At 36.6% G+C, this 24,621-nt stretch carries 30 protein-coding genes and 1 riboswitch; of the genes, 6 read left to right on the top strand and 24 right to left on the bottom strand.

All coding sequences use genetic code 11. The features are described 5' to 3' along the window. Nucleotides 1-70 precede the first annotated feature (70 nt). From LS41612_RS10205 to LS41612_RS10155, 11 genes are all read right to left on the bottom strand, one after another. A complete protein-coding gene (locus LS41612_RS10205) occupies nucleotides 71-1,111 on the bottom strand; it encodes a PhnD/SsuA/transferrin family substrate-binding protein (protein WP_024360969.1) in 1,041 nt (346 codons plus the stop codon). 116 nt (nucleotides 1,112-1,227) lie between these two features. Continuing rightward, nucleotides 1,228-2,037: a PHP domain-containing protein gene (locus LS41612_RS10200; protein ID WP_024360970.1), complete on the bottom strand. Its 810-nt coding sequence runs from the start codon at nucleotides 2,035-2,037 to the stop codon at nucleotides 1,228-1,230. Next, nucleotides 2,034-2,732 carry a phosphonate C-P lyase system protein PhnL gene (gene phnL, locus LS41612_RS10195; RefSeq protein WP_024360971.1) on the bottom strand — a complete coding sequence of 233 codons (699 nt, stop codon included), beginning with the start codon at nucleotides 2,730-2,732 and terminating at the stop codon, nucleotides 2,034-2,036. Before phnL ends, LS41612_RS10200 begins: the two co-directional genes overlap by 4 nt. A 12-nt stretch (nucleotides 2,733-2,744) precedes the next feature. Further along, entirely contained in the window at nucleotides 2,745-3,917 is a 1,173-nt protein-coding gene (phnM, locus tag LS41612_RS10190; RefSeq protein ID WP_024360972.1) for a phosphonate metabolism protein PhnM, read from the bottom strand. An 11-nt stretch (nucleotides 3,918-3,928) separates the two neighbouring features. Continuing rightward, nucleotides 3,929-4,765, bottom strand: coding sequence for an ATP-binding cassette domain-containing protein (locus LS41612_RS10185; protein ID WP_370510657.1), 837 nt, complete (start codon nucleotides 4,763-4,765; stop codon nucleotides 3,929-3,931). Continuing rightward, nucleotides 4,765-5,610 carry an alpha-D-ribose 1-methylphosphonate 5-phosphate C-P-lyase PhnJ gene (locus LS41612_RS10180; protein ID WP_024360974.1) on the bottom strand — a complete coding sequence of 282 codons (846 nt, stop codon included), beginning with the start codon at nucleotides 5,608-5,610 and terminating at the stop codon, nucleotides 4,765-4,767. The genes LS41612_RS10185 and LS41612_RS10180 overlap by 1 nt, the downstream gene beginning before the upstream one ends. Next, nucleotides 5,607-6,695, bottom strand: coding sequence for a carbon-phosphorus lyase complex subunit PhnI (locus tag LS41612_RS10175; protein WP_024360975.1), 1,089 nt, complete (start codon nucleotides 6,693-6,695; stop codon nucleotides 5,607-5,609). Before LS41612_RS10175 ends, LS41612_RS10180 begins: the two co-directional genes overlap by 4 nt. After that, nucleotides 6,695-7,267: a phosphonate C-P lyase system protein PhnH gene (gene phnH / locus LS41612_RS10170; protein ID WP_024360976.1), complete on the bottom strand. Its 573-nt coding sequence runs from the start codon at nucleotides 7,265-7,267 to the stop codon at nucleotides 6,695-6,697. Before phnH ends, LS41612_RS10175 begins: the two co-directional genes overlap by 1 nt. Before the next feature lie 13 nt (nucleotides 7,268-7,280). Next, nucleotides 7,281-7,703: a phosphonate C-P lyase system protein PhnG gene (gene phnG / locus LS41612_RS10165; RefSeq protein ID WP_024360977.1), complete on the bottom strand. Its 423-nt coding sequence runs from the start codon at nucleotides 7,701-7,703 to the stop codon at nucleotides 7,281-7,283. Nucleotides 7,704-7,903: 200 nt separating this feature from the next. Next, nucleotides 7,904-8,605 carry a GntR family transcriptional regulator gene (locus LS41612_RS10160; protein WP_024360978.1) on the bottom strand — a complete coding sequence of 234 codons (702 nt, stop codon included), beginning with the start codon at nucleotides 8,603-8,605 and terminating at the stop codon, nucleotides 7,904-7,906. Between the two features lie 83 nt (nucleotides 8,606-8,688). Further along, nucleotides 8,689-10,824, bottom strand: a complete 2,136-nt coding sequence (locus tag LS41612_RS10155) for a type IA DNA topoisomerase (RefSeq protein WP_024360979.1) — start codon at nucleotides 10,822-10,824, stop codon at nucleotides 8,689-8,691. A gap of 588 nt (nucleotides 10,825-11,412) precedes the next feature. Here LS41612_RS10155 and LS41612_RS10150 point away from each other — a divergent pair. Next, entirely contained in the window at nucleotides 11,413-11,811 is a 399-nt protein-coding gene (locus LS41612_RS10150) for a hypothetical protein (protein ID WP_024360980.1), read from the top strand. A gap of 58 nt (nucleotides 11,812-11,869) precedes the next feature. On the opposite strand, the gene LS41612_RS10145 is transcribed toward LS41612_RS10150, so the two are convergent. Continuing rightward, nucleotides 11,870-12,403, bottom strand: coding sequence for a GNAT family N-acetyltransferase (locus tag LS41612_RS10145; protein WP_024360981.1), 534 nt, complete (start codon nucleotides 12,401-12,403; stop codon nucleotides 11,870-11,872). 133 nt (nucleotides 12,404-12,536) lie between these two features. Here LS41612_RS10145 and LS41612_RS10140 point away from each other — a divergent pair, with 133 nt between their 5' ends. Beyond that, nucleotides 12,537-12,965 carry a DUF5412 family protein gene (locus LS41612_RS10140; RefSeq protein WP_147294336.1) on the top strand — a complete coding sequence of 143 codons (429 nt, stop codon included), beginning with the start codon at nucleotides 12,537-12,539 and terminating at the stop codon, nucleotides 12,963-12,965. A 167-nt stretch (nucleotides 12,966-13,132) separates the two neighbouring features. Here the strand turns inward: LS41612_RS10140 and LS41612_RS10135 are convergent, their stop codons facing one another. The 6 genes from LS41612_RS10135 to LS41612_RS10110 form a co-directional block, all read right to left on the bottom strand. Continuing rightward, on the bottom strand, nucleotides 13,133-13,642 hold the full coding sequence (locus LS41612_RS10135; RefSeq protein ID WP_024360983.1) for a hypothetical protein: 510 nt from the start codon (nucleotides 13,640-13,642) through the stop codon (nucleotides 13,133-13,135). A 124-nt stretch (nucleotides 13,643-13,766) separates the two neighbouring features. Further along, entirely contained in the window at nucleotides 13,767-14,744 is a 978-nt protein-coding gene (locus LS41612_RS10130; RefSeq protein WP_029747070.1) for a helix-turn-helix transcriptional regulator, read from the bottom strand. 228 nt (nucleotides 14,745-14,972) lie between these two features. Further along, the gene (locus LS41612_RS10125; RefSeq protein WP_024360985.1) at nucleotides 14,973-15,290 is read right to left on the bottom strand and encodes a YbjQ family protein; all 318 of its coding nucleotides are present in this window, start codon (nucleotides 15,288-15,290) and stop codon (nucleotides 14,973-14,975) included. 12 nt (nucleotides 15,291-15,302) lie between these two features. Further along, entirely contained in the window at nucleotides 15,303-15,785 is a 483-nt protein-coding gene (locus LS41612_RS10120) for a nucleoside 2-deoxyribosyltransferase (protein ID WP_229386950.1), read from the bottom strand. A gap of 7 nt (nucleotides 15,786-15,792) precedes the next feature. After that, nucleotides 15,793-16,227, bottom strand: coding sequence for a GNAT family N-acetyltransferase (locus LS41612_RS10115; protein WP_024360987.1), 435 nt, complete (start codon nucleotides 16,225-16,227; stop codon nucleotides 15,793-15,795). 93 nt (nucleotides 16,228-16,320) lie between these two features. After that, nucleotides 16,321-16,869: a hypothetical protein gene (locus tag LS41612_RS10110; RefSeq protein WP_024360988.1), complete on the bottom strand. Its 549-nt coding sequence runs from the start codon at nucleotides 16,867-16,869 to the stop codon at nucleotides 16,321-16,323. A gap of 730 nt (nucleotides 16,870-17,599) precedes the next feature. Between LS41612_RS10110 and LS41612_RS10105 the strand changes: the two genes are divergently transcribed. The 3 genes from LS41612_RS10105 to LS41612_RS10095 all read left to right on the top strand — a co-directional run bounded on the left by LS41612_RS10105 (nucleotide 17,600) and on the right by LS41612_RS10095 (nucleotide 19,342). Continuing rightward, nucleotides 17,600-18,244 (top strand): cupin domain-containing protein, encoded by a 645-nt coding sequence (locus tag LS41612_RS10105; protein ID WP_024360989.1) that lies wholly within the window; start codon nucleotides 17,600-17,602, stop codon nucleotides 18,242-18,244. A 97-nt stretch (nucleotides 18,245-18,341) separates the two neighbouring features. Then, a complete protein-coding gene (locus LS41612_RS10100) occupies nucleotides 18,342-18,626 on the top strand; it encodes a hypothetical protein (protein ID WP_024360990.1) in 285 nt (94 codons plus the stop codon). 230 nt (nucleotides 18,627-18,856) lie between these two features. Further along, nucleotides 18,857-19,342 carry a DUF3231 family protein gene (locus LS41612_RS10095; RefSeq protein ID WP_024360991.1) on the top strand — a complete coding sequence of 162 codons (486 nt, stop codon included), beginning with the start codon at nucleotides 18,857-18,859 and terminating at the stop codon, nucleotides 19,340-19,342. 58 nt (nucleotides 19,343-19,400) lie between these two features. On the opposite strand, the gene LS41612_RS10090 is transcribed toward LS41612_RS10095, so the two are convergent. Continuing rightward, nucleotides 19,401-19,694 carry a hypothetical protein gene (locus LS41612_RS10090; protein WP_024360992.1) on the bottom strand — a complete coding sequence of 98 codons (294 nt, stop codon included), beginning with the start codon at nucleotides 19,692-19,694 and terminating at the stop codon, nucleotides 19,401-19,403. A 93-nt stretch (nucleotides 19,695-19,787) separates the two neighbouring features. Continuing rightward, nucleotides 19,788-20,960 carry an MFS transporter gene (locus LS41612_RS10085; RefSeq protein ID WP_024360993.1) on the bottom strand — a complete coding sequence of 391 codons (1,173 nt, stop codon included), beginning with the start codon at nucleotides 20,958-20,960 and terminating at the stop codon, nucleotides 19,788-19,790. Nucleotides 20,961-21,017: 57 nt separating this feature from the next. Further along, a riboswitch (purine riboswitch) is annotated at nucleotides 21,018-21,118 on the bottom strand. A gap of 177 nt (nucleotides 21,119-21,295) precedes the next feature. On the opposite strand from LS41612_RS10085, the gene LS41612_RS10080 reads away from it, so the two are divergent. Continuing rightward, a complete protein-coding gene (locus tag LS41612_RS10080) occupies nucleotides 21,296-21,493 on the top strand; it encodes a hypothetical protein (RefSeq protein WP_024360994.1) in 198 nt (65 codons plus the stop codon). Nucleotides 21,494-21,557: 64 nt separating this feature from the next. On the opposite strand, the gene lepB is transcribed toward LS41612_RS10080, so the two are convergent. The 4 genes from lepB to LS41612_RS10060 all read right to left on the bottom strand — a co-directional run bounded on the left by lepB (nucleotide 21,558) and on the right by LS41612_RS10060 (nucleotide 24,619). After that, a complete protein-coding gene (lepB, locus tag LS41612_RS10075) occupies nucleotides 21,558-22,115 on the bottom strand; it encodes a signal peptidase I (protein ID WP_024360995.1) in 558 nt (185 codons plus the stop codon). 159 nt (nucleotides 22,116-22,274) lie between these two features. Further along, a complete protein-coding gene (locus tag LS41612_RS10070; protein WP_029747072.1) occupies nucleotides 22,275-22,370 on the bottom strand; it encodes a hypothetical protein in 96 nt (31 codons plus the stop codon). A gap of 348 nt (nucleotides 22,371-22,718) precedes the next feature. Continuing rightward, nucleotides 22,719-23,657 (bottom strand): LCP family glycopolymer transferase, encoded by a 939-nt coding sequence (locus LS41612_RS10065; RefSeq protein WP_024360996.1) that lies wholly within the window; start codon nucleotides 23,655-23,657, stop codon nucleotides 22,719-22,721. A 524-nt stretch (nucleotides 23,658-24,181) separates the two neighbouring features. Next, a complete protein-coding gene (locus LS41612_RS10060) occupies nucleotides 24,182-24,619 on the bottom strand; it encodes a MarR family winged helix-turn-helix transcriptional regulator (RefSeq protein WP_024360997.1) in 438 nt (145 codons plus the stop codon). Nucleotides 24,620-24,621 lie beyond the last annotated feature (2 nt).

Here is a 24,621-nt window from a genome sequence, read left to right as displayed (position 1 = left end):
TAGCATGGAAAATCTCTGAGACTTTTTTGAAAAAGGCTTCTATCTTTAAAGATAAAAGCCCTGTACAGTATTATTTTGATAGTTCGCGAATTGGATTAAACCAAGCATCTTCCACTTCTAAGAAACGCTCGTCCGCCGCCCTATAGAACAATCCAGAATCGCCGGAATCTTTTGGTACAAAAATACTTTTGTTATTGGTTGTTTCATCCGAGATTAAGTGTTCTTTTAATGTCTTAATATCTTCTTCGCTTAATACCGACGTATTGACTACGAATGGAGCGTTAAGTACTGGTGTTACCTGTATCAGCACAAATTCTTTTCCTGTTAACGTGTTAAACGGTGCTGCAGCATTATCTTTTACCTTATAAACTGCACCTGGTGTACTTTCTTTTCCTTCCACTAGCTCAACATAAGCCTCCACACATGTATCACAAAATGCTGCGATATCAGAGCGCTCCATCAACATATTGACAGCTGACCCTTGGTGAGAATCCCCAAATAAGACTTCAGGATATACTTCATTGCCTTCCATTAAAGCTTCTTCAGTTAAATTTTTATCGCTAAAGTGAGAAATAATTGAACTTGTTGGTACTTTGAAACCTGATGTTGAAGAAGCAGAGACGAAAGAAATCGTTTTGCCTTCCGTTGTATCTAACGTATATTTACCATTCTTTTGATATTGTTGTGCCTGATCCTTTGGAACCGCTAGCCAGCTATAATAGACCGCATCGTCTAATGTACCAGACTCTCCGGATGGTACAACTAAGGGTTCGACATCTTTACTTTTGTCCTTCGCTTCGATATACCCTTGCGCTCCCATAAAAGCAATATGTGCATTGCCATTGGCAATTGATTCAATCGCAATCGCATAATCTGTCGTTAATTTATGTTCTACTTTACGCCCTGTTGCCTTTTCAAAAATGGCACCAAAAGCATCACGAGAAGGAGCCATTTCAGAACCTGATTCATTTGGATACCAAACCATTACAAGTGGTCCATCTGATTTTGCATTGGCTTTCTTTGTTTCACTTGTTCCATTTTCCGAACTACAAGCAGCTAAAAAAAGTACAGTCAACATGCCCATCAAAATTGATAACCATCGTTTGTTCATTATTCTTCTCCTTTTTCACTTCAGTTTTTGTAGTTTTGCTCTACATGCCCCATTTAATCATCTCGGAAAGCGCTTGAAAATAGCTCCGCATTTTTCTTAATAAAATTTTACATTCACTAAATAAAAACGGCAGTTTGTAAATTGGATAATGTATATTGCCCTAATTGTACAGGTGCACCATAACGACCATGATAATCTGATCCACCTGTTGTAATTAAATGATATTTTTGAGCTAATTGTTGCACCTGTTCCATATGCACAGGTGTGTGATCAGGATGAAGTAACTCGATTCCATCAAGCCCTTCTTGCACAAGCTCCTCCGTGATATCGAAAGAGTCTAACTGACCAGGATGGGCAACGACAGCGACTCCACCATCAGCATGAATGGCTTGCAATGCATCAAATGCATCAACATAAACAATATCCCCTGCTGCTACTCCTGTTTTAAATAATGAGCGATACAATGTTTGATAGTATTTTGAACTATATGCCTCTTCTGTCAACGCATTCATAATATGCTGTTTATATAATGTACCGCTTTCGCGAGCAAAGGCGAGTGCCTGCTTTGCATCGAGCGGGAACCCCGCCTCCTGTATGCGCGCTAATTGCCATAATGAATGGGCGTGCCGGCGAGCAAGTAGTGGTGTACAAAGTGCTTGAATATGTGGACATTGACCTTGAAAACCATAGCCAAGCATATGGACTTTTCGCTGACGCTTAAAGTCATAGGCCGATATTTCAACACCAGCAATAAATTCGATATTGAATTGTGCCGCAAGTTTACGCCCCTCCGCATGGTGAGCTGTTGTATCATGGTCAACAACGCCTAGATGTGTGATACCTGCTGCCTTCGCTTGCTGAAATAATTGCATCAAAGTTTCGCTACCATCGGAATAACGACTATGTGTATGCAAATCAATTTTCACGCTAACACTTCCTTGTCGCTAATTTTCATCATTGTAAAAACATCATCGCACAGGCCTTCCATAAACTCTAAATCATGAAAAATACCAATTAAAGTAGTTCCTTGTGCTTTTAGCTTTTCGATGGATTCCCTTACCTTAACTTTCGAGGCTTGATCTAAGCTAGCAGTAGGTTCATCTAAAAGAAGGAGGCGTGGCTCTTTCACGATCGCACAAGCAATATTTAAACGAAGTTTCTCTCCACCTGAAAAATTATTTGGATAACTATTCCATAATTTTTCCTCCAAATCAAAATGACGTAATGCTTGCTTTGCTCGGGTAATAGCTTCTTGTTGTTCTACACCTACATCTAGTAGAGATTGTGTCACCAGTTCTAATGCTGTCGTTCGAGGCATGACGTTTAAAAATTGCGACACATAACCAATTTCATGTTTTCGCAAATAAACAATTTGTCGAGTCGTCGCTTGTAATAAATCAATCTCACCATAGGCATCTGAATGGAATATAATGTTTCCAGCTTGCGGCATATAAGTGCGATAAATACTTTTTAAGATGGTCGATTTGCCACTGCCACTTTTACCGACAATCCCTAAAAAGCCCCCTTCCTTCACATGCAATGATATATTTTCAAGTGCTGGAAAAGTCTTTTGTAAATGATGAATAGTAAACGATTTCTGCAAATTGTGTATAGTTAACATCGTTTCCCCCCCTTAGCGATAATTGGTTTGCATAATAATGTTGCCATCAACCATGGTTGTTGTAACAACGGGATAGCCGTCTTCCATCTGTTCAATAATTAATATATCTGCCTTTTTACCAACCTCAATCGAGCCAATTTCGTGATCAAGATTTACTGCACGTGCAGGATTAATCGTCACAAGTTGGAATAAACGGTGTAAATCTTCATCATATTGTTTCGATAATTCGAAAATCCCGTGTAACATTGCAGGAGGATAATAATCACTACAAATAATATCGATTACTTGTGCTTGAATCGCCTCACTGGCGCTTAAATTCCCTGAATGGGAGCCACCATTTAAAATATTGGGTGCACCAGCAATCGTTTGCATCCCCATCTTCTTTGCTTCTTTTGCCACATCGAGTGTAATAGGAAACTCACTGATTGTTGTGCCATACGATTGAACAAGTTGAAGTTTTGCTACATCATCGTCATCATGTGAAGCAACCGCAATGTTATGCTCAATGGCTAATCGACTTAGTCGTTCAATATCATCGAAAGTCATTTTCGCCTTATCAACTTGATTTTGAATTAATACATTGGCTTCCTGATCTGACATGGAACGATAGCCGCGCATAATATTTTTATAGATTTCAAGATTTCGATATTGTCCCTGACCTGGTGTATGATCCATAAATGATAGCAAATGCACTTTGCCATCTTTAATATTGCGCTCTAAGTTCGGTATTTGATCGATGGAATCAATTTCGAAGCGAGCATGTAAACGATGTCGTATTAAATGTGGCTCTTCGTGTGAAGCGTAAATAGCATCAACACATTTTTGAACATTTTCCGGATTACGAATTGCTTTATGTGAGTATTTATCATCCCCGTAATAGGATAAGGAATGAAAAATTGTTGTAATGCCATGCGTCATTAAAATGCGTTCGCTCTCCCGTAAACCAATGTTCATGCTCATTACTGAGGTTGGACGAGGGCTGACAATCGTCTCAATATAATCCGAATGAATATCGACAAAACCTGGTGATACATAGCCACCTTTAGCATCTAAAACTTCTATACCATGTAAATCAATGTCCGCTTCATGGACAATCGCATTAATTAAATAGTCCTCCACTAATACAATGTGGTTTTTTAAAAATTGCTGTTCTGTCACAATAACGCCATTTATAATCGCAAGCATCATTTACCTCCTTACAGTAATGAGTAAACTAATTGTTGTGTATATTCGTGCTGTGGATCTTCCAACACTTGATCTGTTAACCCATGTTCAATAATTTCCCCATTCAGCATGACAATTGTACGGTCAGCAAGCATACGAATAACGGCCAAATCATGTGATACAACAATCATTGAAATATTTAACTCCCGTTGTATCGATTTAATTAAATCTAAAACATCTGCTTGTACAGACAAGTCTAATCCTGTCGTTACTTCATCTAGTAATAGAATAGGCGGGTTATTGGACATAGCCTTAGCAATTTGAACCCGTTGCTGCATGCCACCTGAAAAATTTTTCGGTGCTTCTTTACTTCGATGGACAGGAATTCTAACATGTTGTAGAAGTGATAGGCTTCGCTCTTCCATCTGACGAACATGACGATTACCTGCTGCGATTTGCTTTTCTGCAATATTACTCATGGATGAAAAATCCATTTTCAGTCCAAGCATCGGATTTTGATAAACCATCCCTAAAATCGTATTTCGTATATGACGCTTCATTTGACTCGATTCAGTAAAAATATTATTGTGCCCATTTTCGTAATCTACTAAATAGCCTTCTCCTGACGTCACCGTCTCATCAAAGTAAAGACTTTTCATCAATGTCGATTTACCACTGCCACTCTCTCCGACAATTCCTAATATTTCTCCTCGATATAAATCTAACGATACATTTCGACATGCATAGACAGTTTTACAGACAGGGCAAAAATTTTTTTCTAGTTTCATGCCCTCGTGCTGACAATGCGTACAACCATCACCGTACTGTTTGGATAACTGTCGAATCGATAATACCGGTTGTTCTTGCATCATTTTGCTGCCACCTTTTGTTGTAATATTTCTTGCATATAACTTGTATCATTACAAACATAGTAAGTTTCACCCGTAACTTCATCTGTAAGCTCATCAAGAAAGACATCTGACAGACCTGTTTCTCGGCACACCTTTCCTTCAAATTGCTCGACAACAAACGGATAGTCTTCAAATGCAAGCGACTCTACATTTGTATAAGGCGGTACTGCGTAAATTTTTTTCTCACGTCCCGCCCCAAAAAGTATAAGCGCCTCACTTTGATGTATTTTTGGGTTATCAAACCGCGGAATTGGACTAGGATTCATGACGTAGCGTCCATTGACTAATACTGGATAATCTGCCCCTTGAGAAGTCTGGTTATAGCGCATAATTTGTTCAAACAACATTAAGTAAGCACCGCTATATTCTTTTTCTGCATGATAACGTTTTGTTTTAAATTCACTCCGTTCAATGTCCCGCAACGGCTCTGGCTCTGGTACTTGTAGCACTAACACTTGATCTGCACGCAATGGCACTTCAGGAATGCGATGGCGTGATTGTACAAGCGTGGCATCTTGCGTACGAGTCGTTGTTTGAACACCCGTTGTCTTGGTCACAAGCTTTTTTATATTAACTGCATTGACGGAGTCATCCGAACCTTGGTCAATAACTTTTAATACATCATTTTTACCAATTAATGCGAGTGTTACTTGCAAGCCCCCTGTTCCCCACCCTCGGGCAATTGGCAACTCACGCGAGGCGAATGGCACTTGATAGCCAGGAATAGCTATTCCTTTCAAAATTGCTCGTCGGATTTCACGCTTTGACTGTTCGTCTAACAAAGCAAATGGTACTGCGCTCATCGGTGCCCCTCCTTTTTTATACTGCGCATTTGTTCTAACTTCGCTTGGAATGTGACATAATGCGGCATCTTCAAGTGTGAGATAAATCCTGTAGATTCAATCATATCCACGTGAAGTAGTACAAATTCTTCGTCATGGATTGGAGAATCGCCTCCAACTTCTAGTGCATGATCTACGATAGACATCGCAATGGCTTTTGTTTCGTTTTGTCCAAAACATGCACCATAGCCAACATCGAATTCCAACACTTGTTGTCCATCTTCATCTACATCGACAGGAATAAACGACTCTACTTCCGTTAGTTTAATGGCGCCAATATAATAAGGGTCCATATCGTCGTCTTCTAATGCAACATAAATTGGTTGCCAACCTACCCGTACCTCCCCAACATTTGGATGTGATGCACCGTAGCCGCGAAGACCTGCATAACCAAGAGATGTAATCGTCCCTGTTTGTCCCCTTGTTAATGTTTGCAAACGTTGAGAACGATTTGTTGGAAACGTTATGGCTTGCTTCGTCACATCTTTGGGTTCTTGATTATTTAAAGCGAACTTTCTTATTAGACCTTCATCGCGTAAATAATCCATTACTTTTGGTAGCTGCTCTAATGCAAGTTCACTTTCTTCCGGTTTATTTATTTGTTCAAATGCCGCCTTTTTTAGCTCAACATCTGCTACGGTTTCCTCCAGCAAATCAAAATCCAATAAGCGGTGTAAATAATCGTGTGAAGCCCCTAAAATTTGCCCTCCTGGAATATCTTTAAAACTAGCCGATATGCGTCGTAGGACAAACATTTCTCTCGCATTCGTTACAGTTGAATAATACAAGCGTGGTAATGTGGAGCGGTGCGCACGTAATAAAAATACAGCCTCCTCTGCATTGCCCTCGCTTTGTTTCATCGCTAAAGAGGCTAAACGTTCACTATATAAACTACTTTCCGACATGACTTGATCTAAAAAACCTCGCATTGTGGACTGTAATGTATGCACTGAAATATGTGCGCCTCGCTTCACGCGCTCATACTGCAAATGCTCTAAAGATGCTTCAATCGCCTCGGCGCCACCACGAACTGCTACATACGCCATTAGCTTTTCACCTCTTCCAACTTCGTTGTGCGTGGTAAAGCGAGCACCATACCATTTTCATCTATTAAAATCAAATCGACTCCTAGCGGAAACTCTCGATTTCGAATTGCACGCAACGCCAAAATATCAGGAGATAATCCCAGTTCCACTAGTTCTTTATGCAAAATACCAGGCCCTGTTAATTGATAGACAACCTCGTTTGACTGCTGTGGCAATTCCATGACGATTGTAGCGGATTGCTGTGGATCAATTAAATTCCCTATTTTCACTACTTCTAACACTTTCAATATTTGCTCTTTGTTAGCATTTGCAGGCACAATGATAAAATCCGCTTCATGGAAATCTTTCACTTTTGCGCCTGTCCATTGACGTAGTTCTTGGTGAAGTCGCTTCGAGTCATCCACTGCTTGAAAGCTGATTTCTCCATCGAACAATGTCATTAAAACAGATAATGTTTGAGGATATAGCCCATCGATGGAATGCAAAGTTTGTAACGTCCCTTTACTGCCTGGTCGAGCAAAACAATCCATTAATGTACGAAATGTCAGTTGCGTAAAGTGTACCGTCTCCATGTTCCCTACCTCCTTATATCGACATCGTGTCGAACTGAACTTTTGTCCGTTCAATTGAACATTTTATATCTTGTTGCTTCATGTCAAGACGTTGTGACAGTTTCGTTAACACGCTCGCCCACTTTGCCACTACAGGTAGTTGCCCATTATAAGCAGCATCTATAATGGCCAGTGCCTTGGAAAGCTCTGGCTCATATTCGCGAACTAAGCCAAGACCAAATGCTTCGCCAATTTTGACCTTAGTTTCTGTTACTAACGTCTCACCTATATAAAAAAGGGATTGCTGTGCCGATTCTCGCATTTTAATCATGACAAGCCCCTCTCTTGGTGCTTGGATTTCAATTACCTCATGGTGACTACAAACTTCATTTGCCATCTGTAATGCTTCTTCACGTCCAACCTCAATTAATAATTTAGTCCGTTCAGCTCGTTTCACTTGACCAACTCCCTTCACCAATACCTTAACTTGGCGCCATGTTCAGTAGTGAAAAGGTTTCGTGAAGTTCATGTAAATTAAGTTTTACAAAAATTAACGGCATTTAATTAAAATGGCGGGGTCACGTAGCAATTTATCTTCCGGTTGTCTTACAGCATAAAAAAAGACTTCAAACACGAATGGTTTGAAGTCAATCTAATCTATATTTGAAAAAAGAAGCGATCCGTTCGATATAAAATTTCTGTGTACTCTAGTAAAATATTATGCTCGTCATCCCAACTATCCGATTCTACCTTGACGAGAGGCACCAATATTTCACATGCAAGCAATGACCGGTCCAGTTCATTTGGAAATTTGACAGCTAAATGTGAGAAGGAACTACGAAATTGTTTTACACCATGCTGTTGATAAAATGTATAGATAGAGGTTAAATCATAATTCATCTGCTTAATGGCAGGCATATTTTCAACAACGACATACGAACGATGGATTGCTGTGGGTTCCTCGTCAATAAAGCGCAATCTTTCAATTAGGTAAAGGTCGCTATGTTGAACATACGGCTTGCTAAAAATAATATGTTCTTTAGGTACCTGTTCTATTTTCGTCACAACTGATTGATAGTTTGATGTAAATTTGAGCATTTTTTCACTAAAGCTAATATCGCCAGACATTACAACCTCAAGTGGTTTTTGTTTTTCCCGCAAAAAGCGCCCAATCCCCTTCTGCGAATAAATTAAACCCATTTTCTCTAGTAAATCATAGGCATTTCGTACTTTTATACGTGGTACACCAAACATTTCCATTAGAGCATGTTCACTTGGCATTTTCCCATCTTGCGAATAATTCCCTGCCTCGATTCCCTGTAACAAGTAATCCTTCACTACTAGTTCCTGCTCATCCACACGCTTCACTCCTTCTATAAAAAAGGCATAATTTCAATCCATTTGTACCTTAAGTAGCACATTCCAAATAAACTTTATGAACGTTATTTTTTTGTATTAAATGCAAATTCAATTTTCCCTTCCACAAATTGCAGGGCAGCGCTAAATTGCTTGCCACTTTTTGCTTTAAAACCTTTCATTTCGGCTGTTTTCCCGCTCGTACATAAATCTCTAATATTCTTCTCCGTAAGCTTTTTCCCTAATAATCTTTCTGGAAATGTTTGTTTACAGCCATTTTTATATTCCGAGCAACCATAAAATTTCTTGCGCAAGCTAATTTTGCCTACTTTACATGTTGGGCATGTCACAATATCTTTTGCTTTAGGATTTGTTGGAAATTGATCCGCATTAATTGTGATTGTGTTAATTTTGTTTGGTACTTCGGCAATTAACTGATAGATAAATTTGCCAATACTGTCGATAAAATGTTTGGCCGATCCTTCACCACGTCCTATTTTTTTTAAATAAATTTCCCATTTTGCTGTCATCGATGGACTGGAAAGCAAGGTTCCTTCAATTGCTCTACACAATAGTTCCCCTTTAGGTGTGATACTGACAATATTTTTCTTCACCTCAATAAACCCATGCTTTTTAATCGTTTCAATAATGCCACTACGTGTTGCCTCTGTGCCAATACCTTCTACAGAATTTAAAACTTCGATTTCAGTCTCATCTTCAACCGATTTTCCACATGTTTTCATCATTGTAATAAGTTGCCCTTCTGTATAAGGCTTTGGTGGCGTTGTAGTTCCTTCCATAATGGCGATTTGACTTTGGACGATTTCCCCTTTAGATACGACAGGTAGAACTTCCTCACGATGTGAAGGCTCTTTATCGCCAGCGAAAAGCTCCCGCCAACCTTTTACAAGCTCTGTTTTCCCGACGGATTTAAATTCTACATTTTTCACATCCGTTAAAATTGTTTTTTCATCATACTCATAATCATGATGAAACATTGCAAGCGTTGTATGTAATATTTCAAAATAAATATTTCGTTCATCCGCAGCCATTGACTGCAACGCTTTTTCTGTTGGCACCTTTTTCGTTGGAATAATGGCATAGTGCTCGCCTACATTAGAGCTGTCAACATAACGTTTATGTTGGCCTCTTAAAACAGGGGGAAATGACTGACCAATGAGCTGTTGATATTTTTGCAGTGCTTCGTGTAAATAATTGTATTCATTTGGTGTTATCAGCTGTGAATCGGTACGTGGGTACGATACAAGCTTTTTCTCATATAGCGACTGTGTCAATTTTAACACGTGGGCCGGACTATATTTCCAGCGTCTATTTGCTGTTGCCTGCAAAGTTGATAATGCGTGCAATTTAGGTGGTTGGATTCGCTTTGTCTTATTCGTTACACTCGTAATTTGACCTATATCCATTGGCTGAATAGCGTGTTGTCTCAATAACTGCTCTACTTCTTCTCTAACATTGGATTTGATTTTCGCCTTACCTTTATACATACCATTTTGGGCTGTAAATACTCCTTCAATTTCATAAAACTTTTCAGGCTTAAAATTCTCGATTTCTTGTCGTCTTTTATAAATCAAATACACTGTTGGTGATTGCACACGCCCAATAGAAATACTGCCCTTAAAGCCCTTCTGCTGAAGAAGTAATGTATATAAACGACTACAGTTCATACCCACTAGCCAGTCGCTAATTTGGCGTGTTTTTGCTTCTTGATACATCAGCAAATCGCGCTCGTTACTGTGCATATTTTGAAAACCTTTCCGAATTTCATCCACCTCTAAAGAGTTAATCCATAAACGTTTTACAGGCTTTTTTACTTTTGTCATTTTATAAATGGAATAAAAAATATTCGATCCTTCACGCTCAGCATCGCATCCATTATAAATCATGGTTACTTGTGGATCGTGGAAGATTTTTTTTATCGCATTAAACTGTGTGTATACATTACTAACAACTTTATCTTCATATTTGTCTAAAATAATCGGTAAGGCATCTAAAGACCACTTCTCCCATTCCTTTTTATATTCCTTCGGTTCCTTTAATTCGACGAGGTGACCTATCCCCCAACTAATAATGGCACCATCAGGAAATGTTGAACAGGGCTCTAACTCTATAAACGTTTTCTCTTTGTGTTTAATTTTAAAGGCTTCTGCATAAGCTCGTGCCTGCGATGGTTTTTCAGCTAAAATAGCGATTTTTCCCATAAAATGATCACATCTTCTTTTAAATATTTTAGTAGTTTGTTATCTAAAAATGGAAAGAGGCTGGGACATAACTAGAAAGATTTAAGGAATGGAGAACTTGGCTAACTTAGCTATTCTTGCTTTGCAATAAATAAAAAATTAGAAGGGTTACTAGTTGTTGTAGTGGAGGTGGTGACTCCGGCCGGAACAGCACATAATGTAAGACGCGGGCATTCCGCGCGTAGCGAGGGTTGCGGCTTACTGTGCTGAGCGGAAAGCACCTCCGTAGCGGACAACAACGGCGCAACAAGTAAGTGTTAGATTGATGGCAGTCTATCTAACACTTTTCTCTTTTGTCCCAGCCTCTTATTGTGAAATACCCTACAACTATTTTACTGTATACCATTTAAAATAGCACTTCCTAATGTCAGAAGCGAAGCAACGATGCTCTCTTCAAATAGAAAAAAAACTAAATGCACATAACCTCTTTCTCCTTATCCCATATAGATTTTGGATAACAAGAAAAATGTTTAAGTTAGAAAATATTATATTGAGCTAGCAAATAATAGGGGCAAGATGATAAAATATGGTTATAAAGGGGGATGGGGAATGGGGAAATTAAGTAAGCGTAATATTTTATGGATTATACCAATCGGCATAATAGGCGTGTTTTGGTATTTTTATGGTCCACAAGAAGACATAACGGATAATGAATATATTACATATGTCAAAAACTATTCAATCGAAAATAGTAACCAATCATTCGAAAAAGCTTTTGCTTCAGCTTGCGAAAATCCATATTGGGTTTATTTTGAGACACAAAAGGGACAAGATGTAGTGGAATTTAAAGGTGATTGTCCTATCAACAACAAGAAGGCGAAAGTCAATGTACAATTTTTAGTCGATGCCAAAATGACAACTGTAAAGTATGGTGCAATGTTAGTCAATAGTAAAATGCAAGAAGAATCCGAACGAGACAATTTTCTACTGGCGATAACGACGGAGTAAATCTTATTTTCTTACAATGAGCCTAAACGCACTGAAAGGTGAATTTGGGCTCATGGCTTTACAGCTTATCATTAAAAATAGCATATACATTTGTATCATGTGCTTTCCCTTGTTGATACATATATTCTTTTAATACGCCTTCTTTGTGAAAACCTAAATGAGTTAGTAACTGATTGGATGCTACATTTTCAATAAAGACAATTGCCCCAATCCGGTTAAGTTCCATCTTATCAAACCCATAGGATACAATTTCAGCTACTGCCTCTTTCGTATAGCCCTTTCGCCAGTAGTCGGGGTGCAGCTCATAGCCAATTTCTGCCCGCTTATGTTTAGGTGACCATGCGTTAAAGCCGATGGTTCCGATAATGCCCTTTACTTCTTTCCGCTCTATACCCCACCGAATACCTCTTTTTTCCTTATAATTTTTCGAAAAAGTTTCGATTAGTTTTTTTGCTTCTTCAATTGTTGCAAAGGGTTCTAATCCATAATACTGGGTAACAAGGTGATTGGAAAAACAGCGAAAAAGGTCTGTTGCATCTTCATCTATTATTTCTCTTAATATTAATCGTTCAGTCTCTACAATAGGAAACATCTTATTCCTCCTTTATAGTATTTACAATTCTCCAAAATTGGCAAAAACCCTTTTAAAAGAGAACTACCTTTCTAGGAACTTTCAATGAAAAGTTTCGTATTATTTACAGGAGGTATGGAAGAATATGAAAAAAATGAGTTTATATTTGTTGATGCCAATCTTACTATTTTGCCTTTATGTTGTTTATCACCATTTTACTTATACATTTTTCTATACAGGCGATATCAAATATGGTCGCCCTATTCTTTCACCAAATGGTGACTATTCAGCACAAGTTTATTATGACAATTATGGTGGCGCTATAGGTGGAGTCAATTTGATTGTCAATATTATATATCATCAAAAACATGACGAAGAACAAACCATTTATTTTAGTGATGCCAAAGGCAGTGTAAATGTAAACTGGACTGCCGACGATGTACTGTCGATTACGAACTATGACGAATACGCTAATCGCAATACTGAACTAGTCGTAGGTAAAGAAATTTACGATGAGCAAGGAACTGCTTGTAATACCTATAAAATAAGAAAAGCTTTTAATTGTAAGGATCAAGACTCCTAATGCTCTATTTTTTTAAACTAAAAACAGCATACTAAGATGCACTCCTAGTATGCTTTAGCTTGTCGATAAAAGGCATCAAGCAATGCCTTTTATCATGGTTATAACACTTCTTTACCAACGGACATCTGAAACAGAGCATATCCCTAGTAAGGATGATGCCTTGTGTTTTACTTAAAATAATAGTTTACTGCCTCGTCAGCAGAATGAAAAATTTCGTTTTGATTATTTTTATAAATAAGCTTTGCGGCTTTACAAGCATCTTGAAAATTTTTGGCTTGGTTTAATTTTTCGTTTACTTGCTCTATAACCGTTGAAAAACCATCTAGGTTATATGTAATGATTTGTTCGAACTGTTGATATTCAATGTCTAGCATAATGGATAACTGATCTTCCACATAATTATTTAAATTAATAAAAATACATTCTTCGATGTCTTTAGAATGCTTATCGATAGTAATAAATGCCTCTTTATACTCTGCAATTAATTTTGAAGATGTCAAAGTGACCTTAAAACCTTGCTGTTCTAAACGTGTTTTACAACATGTATAAAATCGTTCTACTTCTTCGGAAATTTTAGGTGTAATCGTTGTTTTTTTTAATTCATCGCAATGTTGATAAATCGCATCAATTTTTTTCTGTTTTTCAACCAATAATTTGAAATTTGAAAGTGAGTACATTGTAAATTCCCCCTTCATTTTATAGTCGGCAATAGCAAGGGAATTTAGTCAACTTTTCATTCATTCTTATAACTTTTTTGTTCTAATATGCGATGCGTTTAAAAATGAAGTATACTTTCCTCGTTTACATATAAAAATAATTTTGCTGCATGGATTGGATTGTTTCAATCATTTCTTCTCTCAATTCTAAAGGCTCCAACACCTCAATATTCGCCCCTTGACTAAGTAGCCACATTTTAATACCACGACCAAAAACTTCCGCTTCAAACAAGCATTGTCCATCTTTATTGGACAAAATTTTGGCTGTCGGTAAACGATCTAAAACCGCCTGTGGCGAACGCCCCTTAAAAAGAAACTTAATATGCATCAGCTCACCTGCATCCATAAACTGAATGCGTTTACGAAATTCACCTTCTTGAAAGCGTTCGGAGTAGGAGATTTGAAATTTCTTATCTAACTCTAGAAAATGCTGGATACGATCAATACGATAGACAATCGGTAGGTCCTTCTCATGCTTACTATCGTAAGCTATTAAATAAAAATAGTATTCGGAGAAAATAACACCAAGAGGTTTTAATATCTTTTGTGAAGGAATTATCTCACTCTCTCGTAAATAATCAATTTTAATTATTTTTTTCTTTTGAATTGCCTCTGAAATTACCCATATTAAATGTAAAAGAGATTTTTTATGATTTAAGTCAACGTACAAATGCTTCTCATTTAAAATGATATTATGAATAAACTCTTGTTTATCTGCTGCAACAATCGATATAAGTTTATCGATAATATCGCTCATTTCTGATTTTAAAAGCGCTCTTGATTCAATAAGTATTTTAACAATCGCTAGCACTTGTTCTTTGGATAAAACGTTTTTCCCGGTATTCGTTAGCTTATACACTTTTTCTGTTCGCACATATTCTAAATGACAGTCTAGTTTAGCTTTTTCAATATACGCTCGAATTTGATCTAAATCTCGTTGTATGGTTTTTTCACCAACTTGATGTGTAAATGCTTCTTGCTTTTTGCTAATTCCTTGACCATCCATCAATCTGTCGAACATTGAAATGACACGATAGCCTTTATTTTGTTGTGAATCCACCATATATCCCACTCTTTCTACATAGTTACCCTCTTATTATACAAAACGAGATGGACATCATTAGTCCTTATAACTACGAATTTTCTATATAATTGGGATAATTAGTGCAATACTAATTGCATTAGATTCCATTCTTCACAGACGGACATACCGATTTTTTGTAAGTATTATCAAGTAAACTGGCATATTAAAGGACTTCAATCCAAGTAGGTTGAAGTCCTCTTATAGTAGTTAACTTTTTAATTTTACGGCTGTACCATAGACTAAAACCTCAGAAGTTCCGTCCATAACAGATGATGTGGAAAATCGGACGGCTACAATCGCATCAGCTCCTAAAAGCTGCGCTTCTTCTTCCATAGCTCGTGTAGCAATTTCTCTGGAGCGCACGAGCATTTCGGCATATTCTTTCATTTCACCGCCCACAATATTGCGAAGCCCCGCCATCATATCGCGACCAATATTTCTCGATTGGACCGAATTGCCCTTAACCAAACCTAATGTTTCTTCAATCTCTTTTCCTGCAACAACATCCGTTGTTGTTAAAAGCATTGCCATTCCTCCTTATTGTTGTAGTTCTTGAACCGCTAATACAGCATCGTCAATAGAAGTCGTAATGACACCGTTGCGCTTGATTAAACCGATAACAAATAAATTACGGTAAACAAATTGATTTTCAATGCCATCACGTATAAGCGCCTCTATTTTCATCATATTTTCTCGCCCTTGTTGACGGACGTCTGTAAATACCCCAACGATTGGGCGGTTCAGCATTGAAAATGCACCGATTTCAGCCGCTACGCCAGAATCAATTTCTACACCATCTAACACAGCCACTAAAACATCACTCGTTTGTAGCATTGTTAAATCCGCTTCTGCAATGGCTAAACTATCCGCATAGGATGCCTTATCATTAATCGCATCGTTCTCCTGTGGAACATATAATTCAATATCTGGTATCGCTTGTCGAATTGCCGTTGCTAACCGTTCATTTACTAAGCGATCTCCTAAAGAAAATAACCCATTCGCTAAATATGCTTTCATCATACATTCCTCAATTCAATAATTTTTCAAACACTATTTTATGTCGACCTTTATCATCAATAAAAGTCGATACAATATCAAAACCATGGTGAATATTTGTGATGAGCATGGTTTTGCGCTTATTTCTACCGTATGCACGAACTTTACTATAGCCAAGTTCTAGCACTTTTTCATGTTGCTTTCGCATCAATTGACTAGCAATACCTTGACCTCGCATTTTTTCGTGAACACCGCCCAACCAACTATAAAAAACGCCATCAGAATGTGGGTAGCCTAATTTAAATCCTATCATCTCCTGTTTCTCCACGGCAAATAAACAAAGCAGGTCTTTTTTACTTTCCAGTTTTTCTAGAGTAAGATGTGCACCTTCAAATACATGTGCATGAATTTCTTGTAACGGTTGCACCCAATGATAAGGTACACCTTCAACTACAATGATTTGCACCTTTATCACCCGCCTCTTTTCATTCAATCATTATATCAAAAAAATGTCTTACATGTATTCGATAGGCATACAACGGAATTAAATAAGGTGATTTTAACCATACAGCATTGCGGGTTGTCGCACACCTTGTAAATAATCTGCTAGTTTACCAGCAAAAATCTCTTCTAAATAAGGTAACTGTGCAATACAGTCGGGGGTCATTAACGCTGGATTTTGATAAATCTTCAGACCACCGATTTTTAAAAGGGTTGCCACAAACTGCGAACAAAAATAAGCGCGTTCTCTACGTACTTCCTTTTGCATCATCACACCAAAAAGCCCTATAAAATTATATTTATATCGATCTCGATTGCAATACATATAGTGTACAATTTTTTCCATCTCTAAGTACTGATAATACGAAACACGACAACGGTAAATCACACAATCCGCATATTCAAAAAGACCAGCTTCTGCATTTTCCCTTAAAAATCCGCCACTTAGAGGATTATTGAGCTGTCTTCGCCCAAAGCTGTACATATCAAAAAGTTCCTGGTCAAAGGCGATGGAAGCATGGTTCATCTCTTTTCCCGTATACATCCCTATTGCTTTCGATAATAAGGTCCCTGTTTTTGTCAATACTATGTAAATGGTATATACCATTTCGTCACCTACTTCAATTGTTCTGTTAATACCAATACGTTTTAATTCTTCAAATGGTTTCGTAATTTCCTTATTTTTATAGTATAGAAAATAAATCTTAATTTTTACTTAAGCTGAAACTTAAGATTTCCTTAATTTTTAATAGGGTGTAGTTGAATTGTGAAAATACTAGATTTGATTCTATGAATGGTTAAACACTAGTATTTTTTCGCTACCTTTATTTATATGTTTAGACTTGTATTGTTATGTAGAAGACAACTAGGTATTCATAAATTTTCACCACTGGGACACTGACTGAAAAATAGGAAATGCAGAAACTGTATTTTAATCGTTTAAAGCAACTAATTTCTTCATTAATTATCAGAAATATATTATAATTTTTTATAAACTCATCTAAATCCAATCAAAAAATAAAAAGGAAGTGAGGTACATATGAATTGGGTAAAAGTTGCAGTCGCAATTATAATCATTATAGTAATTTTAAATGTTTTAAACTTATTTATCTGGTTCAATCTAAAATCTCAAGGGAATTCTGAACAACAGCATTCTAAACTTGAAAAAGAGGTCATAATTGAAATACAAAATAATGATTGATTATTAGATAAAAATTTTAAAACCCCTCGCGCAATTTTGTTATTTAGCTCTTTCATAGGCGTTCGCTTAAAGCACCAACATCTATAGTCATAATCTGTGATATTAACGAACATGTACTTACATGAAGGAAGGATGTATGATTTTGCCCATCGACTACACATCTCCATCCACGCAGTTTACGTTTGATGTAAATACAAGCCCCCTATTTAAAAAGGATAATCAAAACTACATCAACATTCTCGGTACTGCCCAATTAAATACATTAGAAAATGTATCCTTGCTTGATATATTTCTAAGTACGAATAATGTTGTAGAACCGCATTATCATCAAAATGCAGGAGAGCTTGTTTATTGTATTTCTGGTGCTGCTACCGTTTCCTTATTAAATCCTTTTACAAAACAAATTCAAAATTACCCAATAAAATCTGGACAGGTAACAAATATTCCACAGGGTTGGTGGCATTATATCGTCGCGAATGCAGACAACACGCATATACTCGCTATTTTTGATGCCCCTTCACCCGAAGTTATTTTAGGTTCTGATATTTTGAAATTTACACCAACAGCAATTATGGCGCATACGTATTGCTTAGATGAAAATGTATGGAAACAAACGATTGCGCCTGTTGTTCCTACGACTTATATCGGTCCTCCAAAAGAATGCAACCAATCCATTCCCACTCCCTCTAGCTCACCCAATTTTATGCAAATGTACCCGCCTTACAACCTAAATTATTACCATTATCCATATATGTATCAAAATGGTTACGAATATTCATGACATGAAGTCTATTGGTTTTCGTTACAAAAATGCATAAAACATTTCAGAATGGAAAGTCTAACTATTATTCATCATGCATAAAAGAGGTGTATAAACAATGGGCTTTCCTATTATCCATACAAATTTTTGGGATGCTTTGATTGCCGTACCGGTTGTCATGATCCTGACTCAAGCAATTAAAGTTTTTTTCCCTATTCAACCTAAATATGTCCCAGCAATCGCTCTGGCTCTAGGTTTAATGATTTCTATTTTTATTAGCCACAAACATAATTTTTTAGCAGGTGTATTTATGGGCCTTTTTTATGGATACGCAGCCATTGGGAATTATGCGTCCTTAAAGACCACGATTAGGAGCTTTAAAAATAAAACAACAAAAGCATGATGGTAGATAAGGAATGCTTCGTGACGAGACTTCTATATAAAGAGCAAAACAGAGAAAAAGCAGAAGTAAAGTGGCGAAGCCTTCAAACAAATATTGTACATACGTTTTGCTAGATGACACACATACCAAATTGATAATGACTACTTTTCCTATAAATGTATAAAAAATAACAAATCATCCCATCCTAATCTCACAATCAACAACTATAAAATGAGTTAGGACGTGCAATAATGAAAATGTCAAAGCGAAATTTAGACGCTCTACGTTTTAAGGAAGTGTTTGCAATTTGGAAACAACTTGGGGTCAATAATGGCTATATAGCGACCAATCATCTCTTTTTCAAGCATGCCGTGAATCGAGAGTTAAAAGTTATTATTTTGGAGTTTATTCAATATTTAAAAGAGGAAAATAAACAACTAGAGAAGCTATTAAAAGAAAATGGCGTACTTGCCCCACCACTATCCATTGACCAAGGAAGTTTACAAATTGCTAAGATTCGAGGCAAGACAGCAGTAAATGATTGCGAAATCAGTGCCATCCTATCAATGAATATTGCTTCTTCGTTAATTTCAGTCAGTCAAGCGATGGACATGTCTATCGAGCATATGCTCTCTACAAAATATCAAGTCTTTCATATGAAGTATGCCAATCTTGGCGCAAAGTTAATTGCCCTTAGTCACAAAAAAAGTTGGTTACTTGCTCCCTCTACAATGTAAAACGAGCAATAAAGCAATTGTTTAGGTCGTCTCGTACTTTACAAGGCGACCTAAACGGCTATTCACTTAACTGTTTTTCTCTGTTTGTCACTAACAAATAATCCAGCGCACTCATTCTAGTTAACTTATGTGTAAATTTAATAGCATCAGCTTGTGAATCAAATATAAAATTTTCGAGTTCGTCTGTTGGTATATATTGATCAGCGATTTTTCGTTTCAGTTTTCGTACAGATAAAATGTGTGAATCTTCTTCATATAAAATAATGGCACCAACGTTCCGATAAAGCGTGTGATCAATCGTTGCGACAACTTTCACATTCAATCCTTCAAATTCCGTTAAATCTACCTGCATTTATTTACCAGCCTCCCTCTCTTCTCTTACATTCTATTTCCAACAATCATAGTCCTGCTTTATATCATAATTTACGTTTAGCATAAATGATTTTTATAAGTCATTTAAATGAAGATTTTCTGCAAGCGGCGCTCTCTTTAAAGAAAAAATGGCACAACCTAATGCAGCTAACACTAAAATAGCACCGAAGCTTGCTAAATGCATGACCGAACCTGTAACAGTAAACATAGCCCCACCAATTGCAGAGCCTATCGAAATACCTATTTGTAAGGCGGCAGTATTTAAGCTTTGTTGAATATCCGATGTTTTAGGATCTGTTTGTATCAAATAATTTTGTAACGGTGGTGTAAGTGCCCAACTAAGCGCTCCCCACAACACTGTCACGACTAAAAATAAGGGAAACGCGACAATTGTATACGGAATACTGAACAGCACGATGGCAAATGTTGCGATAATCATAACAATCGATTTGCCTGTACCAATTTGGTCACTTAACCAACCACCAATTGCATTTCCGCTTACTGAAGCGAGACCGAATACTAAATAACAAATACTGATCCAAGAAGAGCTTAAATTAAATGCTTCAACTAAAAATGGCGTAAAGTAGGCATAAAGCATATAATGCCCCGCCAACATAAACAGTGTTGTTAAATGCGCACTTGCTATTTTCCAATTAGCTAATGACTTGATTTGAGCTTTTAATGGCACCACTTCAACAACTGGCATTTTTTCTAAAATCATAAATATTAGAATCATGGATACAGATGACAGCATTGCAATCCCTAAAAAAACGGCACGCCAACCGAATGCTTCGGTAATAAAAATGCCCATTGGTACACCGATGACTAATGCCGAACTGACGCCGACAAAAATAAGCCCTAACGCTTTGGCACGATGTCTTGGCTCTACTATTTTTGTTGTAATTGTTAAAGACAACACAATTACCAATGCTGTACTCATTGCTGTGATGATTCTTGCAATCATCACAATGGCAAAGGTTGGGCTGAAATAGGTCATGACATTCCCCAATGTGAATAAAAACAATGAAATAAGATAAAGCTGCTTCCTTTCCACTTTCGCAGTTAACGATAAAAGGACAGGCGCTGAAATAGCATATACTAGTGCAAAAATGGTAATTAATTGTCCTGCTGTTGCAACTGAAACGTTCAAATCATCTGCGATATATGGCAAAATACCGCCTACAATTAGCTCTACCAATCCAACTGCAAAAGTAGTAGCAGCCAATATAAATACTCTCCAATTCATGGAATCACCTTTCTGTTACACTCCCATTTTGTAACAGCATAAAAAAATCCTGACTACAAAATGCAAGCAAATTTTTGTAGTCAGGATTTTTATGGTTCCTGGTAGAGACCCTCAATCCATATTATTGAGGTTATACAGATCATTATTTTACTTTAGCTATATTAGCATATGGATTTTTGCGTTACAACATTTTTCTATCACTCTATTTGCTAACACCCGCAGTACTTTACATAAGCTCAATTTATTTTTATATATTTTTTTAGCTTTTTGCTTATATTTTTTATCATTCGACCATACATAGTAATAGACATGAAATATAGCAATGGGGTGATTGTTTGCGGATATTTGGATTAGTATGCTATTTTTTAATGCTATTTTATGGCGCGGAATTAGTAGTAGAAGAGCTCTCAATCGATCAACCAACATCTAGCTTAGAAAAGAGACAACATCCACTAAAAGAAAAAGTTGAAGATTCAACAGTTTGCGTTTACTACCCTTCTTATAAAGTGTGTAAAGCATTATCAGCAAAATAAAGAAAATAAGGAGGCATGCCCATTTCCAATGAGCTGCCCCCTTTTGAATTTTTATCGTTGGTCTCTATTCAATGCCAATGTGAAAATGCTTAAATGGATAAAGTGTCAATTTTGCTTCTCCATAAATAGCATCTTTTGCAATTAAGCCGTAATGGCGACTATCATAACTTTTCAAACGGTTATCACCCATGACAAAGTATTTACCTTCTGGCACCTTTTTCTCATTCGTTAAACCTTCTAATGTGAAATTCTCGGTAATGCGTAGTTGACTCGGATCATCAGTTTGACGATTTACATAATCTTCTTTATAGGCCTTTCCATTTACATACAATACATCATCGATCATTTCGACTGTATCCCCTGGAAGCCCTATCACACGCTTAATATATAATTCATCCTCAGTCGGAGATTGAAAGACAATTTGGTCAAAGCGTTCAATTTTACTTGTTTTACTTACAATAATAATGTCCTTATCCTCATATGTCGGATACATAGAAGCACCTTGTACTTTTATCGGTGCAAATAAAAATTGTTTACAGCCTAAGACGACGATTGCTGTCACGACAATAATTTTAATGTAGGATAGAATTTCTTTTTTCATATTCGTTTTTTCTGCTTGCATGCTCATTCCCCGATACTTTTTTATTTAATAGTATAGCATTTACTAGTGTCTATTGACGAATAAAAACACAAAATGTTTCCATACCATGAAAAAAAGACATAAGCTCAGTCGCTTGTGTCTTGGAAAATATATTCTATTTATGTACATCAACTAGTTGCTTTATGTAGTAGAGTGATGTTGCTCGTTAAATAAATCAACTGCTAATACAATCCCAACAGGCAACGCGATAGCTAACAATATTGTACCAATCATCATCACAATCACTCCCTCAACCATTTCTTATAAAAAATTATACACTAAATTTTCAGATATTTCAAACGAAATAAAAAACTGCTAGCACATTTTATAACGAAAAAAATCATTCAACTAGGCATGCATCCTACCTGAATGATTTTTTTGTATTACATAAAAATTTTAAAACATAATAGTTGTAGCTGTTGCATCATGAATTTAACTGGACTTTTTTGTACTTTCCGTTTAGGTACATAGCTTTGCATGCAATTATTTAATGCTGTATACCTAAGCACCTGGGTCCTCCCATTCATTCATCTCGCTCCCTTCGCAAACATATTTTTACAACTATTGTAGCCAAATGATCGTGCGTTATTCTAAATGGGTTTTTAACTCTGTTTGTATTTGTTGAAGCTCTGTTTCATCTGGTACATAATACCAAATACGATCAATCATTTTCCCTCCTTCTGCTTCAAATGATAACTGCTCTATACTACTATCCATTTTCTTATATATACTTTGTAGCTGGATTAAATCTTTCACTGTAAAATTCATGCGGACATTGTCTCCGACAACATCGAGCATATCACTAGCCTTTAAAATTACGGAAGGTGTAGAAGCTTTTTTCATTACCGCTTCAATAATTTGACGTTGACGAATTTGACGACCAAAGTCCCCTCGTGGATCTTCGTAACGTATACGTGAAAAAATAAGTGCTTCATCGCCATTTAAAGATAGTTCTCCCTTAGGAAAATGGTATGAATCATAGGTTAAATCCATATCATTTTGAATCGTAACACCACCAAGCGTATCTATAATTTGTAGAAACCCTTCCATATTAATAAATACATAATAATCGAGTGGAATATCTAACAAATTTTCAACTGTATCCATTGCCATTGGTACGCCTCCAAAAGCATATGCATGGTTAATCTTATCTACTGTGTCATGACCAATGATTTCGGTACGTGTATCTCGCGGGATGCTTAACATTTTCATCGTTTGTTTTTCAGGATTGACCGTAATGACAATCATTGTATCTGAGCGGCCACTATCGTTGCTTCGTTCATCAACACCTAGTAACAGCACAGAAAACGGTTCTTTTTTCTTCATTGTTTTTGGCGCTTCTTCAGTAATGTCTGTCGCTTCAACTAAAGGTGTATTTATTTTATTCATCGTTTTCTGAATAGTATAATAAGCTGTACCTATAAATATTAAAAAAATTGTTAATAGGCTACCTACTATCCAAAGCCATATTTTCTTCTTACTCTTTTTTTTCTTTTCTTTCATTCGTTTCATGTTTTTTTCCATACTTAAGTCCTCTCTAGCTTTTTAAAAAATTTGCCCCTCTTTTTGACGTTTTAGGTTGGAAAAAAGTTTATATGGTCTATTTATATGCATATTGGACGAAAAAAAGACGTACACTAGTATTTACTAAATATGCGTCTTTATATTCGTTAATATGTAAAATTGGCAATCCTGTTTGTAAATGCGCTGTTTTATCTTGTTACTTTTTAACCTACCTTCTATCATTTCCCTACAGTAAGAAAAAATTCCTTTATGTATGTAAAAACCCCTTTTGTACCGTATAGAATAGCAAATTTCCCTTCAATTATAAAGTTTTTTTGTCGATTTTACGTTTATTTTAAAAAAAGATTTATTTAGTCAACTAAAAATTCGCCAATAAAACCATCTCAATCGCATAATCATTTTTCAGGCACAAGCCTTTCGATTTGGTTTGCATTTTTAACGCAATCATTACAAAAAAAAGAGAAATACCTTGAGCAAAAAAACGCTCAAGGTATTTCTCCAAGCTACTGAAAAACGCAACTTTCTTATTGATTATTTCTGTCGTGTATTCCTTGCACTAACTTTTCTTGAATAGATAAATATTGTGCAATCTCTTCATCATTCAATACTTCAAAAAGCTGAATAAATACGTCCTTTCCAACCTCTTGTGCTTTTATTAATGCCTCTACACCTTTATCCGTAATTTGTAAACGAATCGTACGTCTATCCGCCTCATCGTATAGTCTTTCTGCTAAGCCTAGTTTTACTAATTTTTCAGCAATGCTTGTCATAGCACCTTTCGTATAACCAATCGTTTCCGCTAATTCTGCCTGTCTTTGCGGACCTTTAATTTTTAGTTCACTTAAAACTAAAATCGGTGAAATGCCTAGCGGATATGGAAAACCTTTCGTAAAACGTATAATATTAGCATTATTCATCTGATCAATCATATGAATGAGTTTAAAAATACTTGTCTGTGTCAAAA

The sequence above is a fragment of the Lysinibacillus sphaericus genome (assembly GCF_002982115.1).
Classification (GTDB): Bacteria; Bacillota; Bacilli; order Bacillales_A; family Planococcaceae; genus Lysinibacillus; species Lysinibacillus sphaericus.
This window is presented reverse-complemented; position numbering and strand designations above follow the sequence as displayed.